Source organism: Bacillus sp. C30 (genome assembly GCF_040838255.1).
Lineage (GTDB): Bacteria > Bacillota > Bacilli > Bacillales > Bacillaceae_G > Bacillus_A > Bacillus_A mycoides.
Window position 1 is genome coordinate 1 of sequence record NZ_JBFPJH010000266.1, and the last position, 4,631, is coordinate 4,631.

The 4,631-nt window shown below is 35.7% G+C and carries 7 protein-coding genes; 1 reads left to right on the top strand and 6 read right to left on the bottom strand.

From position 1 onward, the window contains the following. Window positions 1–186: 186 nt before the first annotated feature. Complete coding sequence (gene cmk, locus AB3X49_RS18080; protein ID WP_002011798.1) at window positions 187–864, bottom strand: (d)CMP kinase; 678 nt, start codon at window positions 862–864, stop codon at window positions 187–189. Between the two features lie 130 nt (window positions 865–994). Further along, window positions 995–1,168: a DUF5359 family protein gene (locus AB3X49_RS18085; RefSeq protein ID WP_002135263.1), complete on the bottom strand. Its 174-nt coding sequence runs from the start codon at window positions 1,166–1,168 to the stop codon at window positions 995–997. A gap of 213 nt (window positions 1,169–1,381) precedes the next feature. Between AB3X49_RS18085 and ansA the strand changes: the two genes are divergently transcribed. Then, on the top strand, window positions 1,382–2,356 hold the full coding sequence (gene ansA / locus AB3X49_RS18090; RefSeq protein ID WP_082179694.1) for an asparaginase: 975 nt from the start codon (window positions 1,382–1,384) through the stop codon (window positions 2,354–2,356). Between the two features lie 34 nt (window positions 2,357–2,390). Here ansA and AB3X49_RS18095 read toward each other — a convergent pair whose 3' ends face one another. The 4 genes from AB3X49_RS18095 to AB3X49_RS18110 form a co-directional block, all read right to left on the bottom strand. Next, window positions 2,391–3,371: a YpdA family putative bacillithiol disulfide reductase gene (locus tag AB3X49_RS18095; protein ID WP_002135260.1), complete on the bottom strand. Its 981-nt coding sequence runs from the start codon at window positions 3,369–3,371 to the stop codon at window positions 2,391–2,393. Window positions 3,372–3,479: 108 nt separating this feature from the next. Beyond that, window positions 3,480–4,010 carry a peptidoglycan recognition protein family protein gene (locus tag AB3X49_RS18100; RefSeq protein ID WP_002011791.1) on the bottom strand — a complete coding sequence of 177 codons (531 nt, stop codon included), beginning with the start codon at window positions 4,008–4,010 and terminating at the stop codon, window positions 3,480–3,482. A gap of 79 nt (window positions 4,011–4,089) precedes the next feature. Further along, entirely contained in the window at window positions 4,090–4,326 is a 237-nt protein-coding gene (locus AB3X49_RS18105) for a DUF3961 domain-containing protein (protein WP_002011789.1), read from the bottom strand. Between the two features lie 95 nt (window positions 4,327–4,421). Then, on the bottom strand, window positions 4,422–4,631 hold the full coding sequence (locus tag AB3X49_RS18110) for a hypothetical protein (RefSeq protein WP_367963813.1): 210 nt from the start codon (window positions 4,629–4,631) through the stop codon (window positions 4,422–4,424).

The window sequence follows — 4,631 nt, forward strand, 5'->3', positions numbered from 1 at the left end:
GTATACAGCAAAATCATCTTGAAGAAAGTATGATTTGAAATATAATAGCGAATATATTCTGACAGTTTTTTTCCTCTGTAACTAACTTCTTACAAATTAGCCCATTTGTCAAGAAAAGAGACTTATAATTCACTTATCCTTTACATTTCAAAAAAAAAAATAAAGAAAGAGGATAGTCCTCTTTCTTTATTTCGCAAATACTCCTGAAACAATACCCATAATTTTTTGGACAACTTCTTCAATTGATAAAGAAGTTGTATCTAATTCCAATGCATCATCAGCTTTTTTCAAAGGAGAAACTTCGCGTTCTGAATCTAATTTATCACGCCTAGCAATTTCTTCTCTTAACTGCTCTAAATTAGAATCGAAACCTTTATTCATATTTTCTAAATGTCTTCTTTCCGCTCTTTCTTCTACAGAAGCAAGCATAAAGATTTTCACTTCAGCATCTGGTAGTACATGTGTACCAATATCACGGCCATCCATTACTACGCCGCCTTTTTTAGCTAATCCTTGTTGACGACGTACCATTTCTTCACGAACAAGACGATGCTTTGCTACAATAGATACACGATTCGTCACATCTGGCGTACGAATCACTTCAGAAACATCTTGTCCATTTAAAAATACAAGTTGTGTATTTTCCCCTTGCTGAAATTCAATATTTACATTTTTTACAACTTCCATTAACTTTTCTTCATTTTCAATATCCACTTTTTGTTCAAGGGCTGCATATGTAATAGTACGGTACATTGCGCCTGTATCAATGTAAACATATGAAAGTTTTTTTGCAACCACTTTTGCAACTGTACTTTTCCCAGCAGCCGCTGGACCATCTATAGCAATCGAAATTCGTTTATCCATTGTAACACCTCATTTTTCACTTATAAAACAAAACGAAAAGCAGGTATTTTCCCCCTGCTTCTTCTCATTTGCCTCACGTCATTAAATCCTCAATAATTGTAGCATAATCCATCATAGAAGAAAATGAAAACTACTTATTCACCTGTAAGATTTCCGCCTTATTTTTCGTGACGACACCTTCGTAATAAACAATTTTCGATAAATATTTCACTGAAGATTTATGTATAAAAAGCAGTTGGACGACAGAAAGAAAAATAAATTGAATCAGTAATATACGAATTATAATTTTCTCCACTTTTTTCAAAAAAACTCACTCCTTCCCTCTCTACACTTACACATCTACTCTCATAAATTTCCATAAACAAAACCTAACCTAATAACCACTTACCGGAGCACACTTAAAGTAATTTATTTTATTGTCATTTTCTAAGCCTACTTTTATACATTTTCATTGTCGAATTTACTCAAAACATGTTATGTTCTAAATGTATTTTTCAACTTGAAAGGGGTATAAGCATTGAAAAGAATCCTAGTTTTACACACAGGTGGAACAATTGCAATGGAGGAAGATAAAGAAACCGGGGTCGTACAACCAGGTAAAAAGAATCCTCTTTTAAAATTTATTCCTGATTTAGAAGGCGATGTTGATTTAATTGTCGAAGATGTGTTCCATCTTCCATCTCCTCACATGACTCCCAGCGAAATGCTACAATTGCAAGTCATCATTGACGAAAGAGTAAAACAAGACGATATTCACGGCGTAGTCATCACGCATGGTACCGATACATTAGAAGAGACAGCTTATTTTCTTGATTTAACAGTTCAAGCAACTATCCCAATCGTTGTGACAGGGGCAATGCGTTCTAGTAATGAATTAGGTGCCGATGGTCTATATAATTTCTTATCAGCTGTAAAAGTTGCTAGTAGTAATGAAGCTGCTGAAAAAGGCGTTCTAGTCGTATTAAATGACGAAATACATTGTGCTACAAATGTAACAAAAACGCACACAAGTAATGTCGCGACATTCCAAAGTCCACAGTACGGACCAATTGGCATGGTAACAAAACGTGGTGTTGTTTTCCATCATGCTTTAGTGCACCACGAAACATGCACAGTACGACAGATTTCTAAAAACGTTGTCGTTCTAAAAGCATACGCAGGTATGGATGATACATTATTATCAGCAATCGAAACACTACCAGTAGACGGAATTGTTATTGAAGCACTTGGACAAGGTAATTTACCACCAAGAACACTTCCTAGTCTAGAACGATTAATAGGCAAAGGAATTCCTGTCGTATTAGTGTCTCGCTGTTTCAACGGTATCGTTCAAGATGTATATTCATATGAAGGTGGCGGCAAGCAATTAAAAGATATGGGCGTTATATTCACATACGGTTTAAATGCTCAAAAGGCGCGTATTAAATTATTAGTCGCATTAGAGAATACAAATTCTCATGAAGCAATCCAAAATATGTATATGCACGATTAAAAAAGAAGCTGTCGAAGATTTCGACAGCTTCTTTTTATTCTTCTCTTGATGCAACGGTTTGCGCAATCGCATCTCCATGGAATCTACCGTTCTCGATAAATATTTCATTTGCGTTATTCCCCGCAGCAATTACACCTGCAATAAAAATATTTTCAGCGTTTGTTTCCATACTACCCTCTATATAAATCGGGCGTCCTGTTTCTTCATCAATCCGAACTCCCATTTTTGTTAAGAAGCTGTGGTCTGGATGGTAACCCGTCATAGCAAATACAAAATCGTTTTGAATTGTATTTGCCTCACCATCTACTGTATACGTCAACGTATGCTCAGTAATTTCTTTTACATGCGCATGGAAATGCATTTGAATTGTCCCATTTCGTACTAACGCCTCAAATTCCGGCAAAATCCACGGCTTAATACTTGGCGAGTATTCCCCACCACGGTATAGAACTGTTACACGTGCACCCGATTTAACAAGCTCTAACGCTGCATCTATACTTGAATTTTTACCACCTATTACAACGACATCTCGATCAAAATAAGGGTGTCCTTCTTTGAAATAATGAGCTACTTTCTCAAGTTTCTCACCAGGTACATTCATATAATTCGGATTATCATAATATCCAGTTGCGACAACAATGTATTTCGCAACATATATTTCTTTGTTTCCGTCACGCTTCGTCGTTTCAACTTTAAAAACATCACCATCTTTTTGAACTTGTTCCACTCGTTCAAATGCATTTACACGTATAGATTTACGCTTTACTACTTCACGATAATACGCAAGCGCCTGATTACGAAATGGCTTACGATTTTCTGTAATAAAAGCAACTTCACCAATTTCTAATTTTTCACTAGAGGAGAAAAATGTTTGATGAGTTGGATAATTATAAATTGCATTTACAATGTTTCCTTTTTCGATTACTAACGGATTTAACCCCACTTTTTGCAACGAAATCGCCGCTGCTAATCCGCATGGACCGCCTCCGATAATAATAACTGTTTCTTTTTGCATACCTGTTCACTCCTAGTCTTCTACCAATACACTATTTATAAAAACAAGAAAAAACCTACTTACAGCAGTAGGCATCTATCTTTATTGTATTCATTTTTCATATATTTGTCATCTAAACGAAACATACATCCGATAGACATCTGCTAAAAACTGCTGAAATTTAATTCCTTGTTGTCCTAATACATTCTCAGGATCGATTTTCCGAGTAGGATCCAACGTTTTGTGTGACACAATAGCCTTTTTAGGATTTAAACCGAAATTTTGACATAAATAAGCGTGATACCAGGTAAAACGAGTATACGCCTCCCAAAAGTTTACGTCGCCACCATAGCAAAGTTCAACCCCAATTGCAGCCTTATTCGCATCATAACCGAATAACTCATTATCCGTTGGCACATTGTATCGAACATGGTACGCAACTTCATTTATAGGGACAATTTCTAATATTGTTTTATCATCAATAAATGTATGCGCTGAAGCTTTCGGTTGTATTTCATTAAAGTAATCCCGATTTCCTATAGCATTGCTACCAGGGTTCCCCGTGTCATGACTTACAATAAATCTTACTTTTGAAAGAGGAATTCCTGGTCGTGAATTTCCATACCCAATATAGTTACGCTCTATAGGGAACATCGCCATTACTACCAACTCCCGCTCTAAAAAATTACCTTACTTCCTTATATATGTATTCGGTGGCAATGTCCTTATGGCATATTTCTTATGCGAAGAGAACATCGAAAATATTTGATGTGAATACCATAAATAATACAATACTTACAGCCACTCCGTAAAAACCGTAAAACCAAATACAATCTTCTTTCGTATCTAAACCGAAAAATTTATTTACCGATTGTAATAATGTGCCACGCTTACTTTGTTTGTTTCGTAATACTTCCACTCGTTCTACAACATCTGCTGGCATCATAAATCTTTGGTCTACTGTCATTTTCATCATTTATCTCTCCTTAAAATCATTTCCGTTTTGCTTATCTAAGGAAAGTATAGCACGTTTGTTCGAGCGGAACAAGTGTTCTTTTCTTATTTTTTATTCTATTTTTCACCAAACCAAGTAATAATTGTGAATATAAACGCGATAATTGGTCCAACTACAACTGCACCAAATATTAAAAACAATAATCCTTCGCCGAACACCCGAACGACACTTGTTTTTCGGGCTCTCTTAGCTCTTGCAAGTTCACCCTCTATGACCTGGTCAAGAAAAACTGGAACATCAATTAGATTACGCAATTGATTTTGAAT